The sequence below is a fragment of the Neisseria sp. P0019.S002 genome, from assembly GCF_051957155.1.
GTDB lineage: Bacteria > Pseudomonadota > Gammaproteobacteria > Burkholderiales > Neisseriaceae > Neisseria > Neisseria perflava.
Genome location: NZ_JBQCWS010000154.1, coordinates 1 through 441, shown reverse-complemented (window position 1 = coordinate 441; position 441 = coordinate 1). Strand labels below are relative to the sequence as shown.

At 53.3% G+C, this 441-nt stretch carries 1 protein-coding gene; it reads left to right on the top strand.

The window, feature by feature from the left end; translation table 11 throughout:
* Positions 1-441, top strand: a 441-nt coding sequence (locus ACTHTY_RS12050) for a M3 family metallopeptidase (RefSeq protein WP_440367864.1), incomplete at both ends; no start/stop codon positions are given.

Genomic DNA, 441 nt, shown 5'->3' with positions numbered 1-441 from the left:
GTTTGCCGCCGCCGCGCAAAGCGAAGGAAAAACAGGCTACAAAATCGGCCTGCAGATTCCGCACTACCTCGCCGTTATTCAATACGCCGACAACCGTGAACTGCGCGAACAAATCTACCGCGCTTCCGTTACCCGTGCCAGCGAATTGTCTGACGAAGGTAAATTCGACAACACGGCCAACGTCGAACAAACGCTTGCAAACGCGCTGAAAACCGCCAAACTGCTCGGATTCAAAAACTACGCCGAGCTGTCACTGGCAACCAAAATGGCGGATACGCACGAACAGGTTCTAAATTTCCTGCACGACCTTGCCCGCCGCGCCAAACCATTTGCCGAAAAAGACTTTGCCGAAATCAAAGCATTTGCACGCGAGAGCCCGAATATCGAAGATCCGCACTCTTGGGATTTGAGCTACGCCGCCGAAAAACCGCGCCAAACACA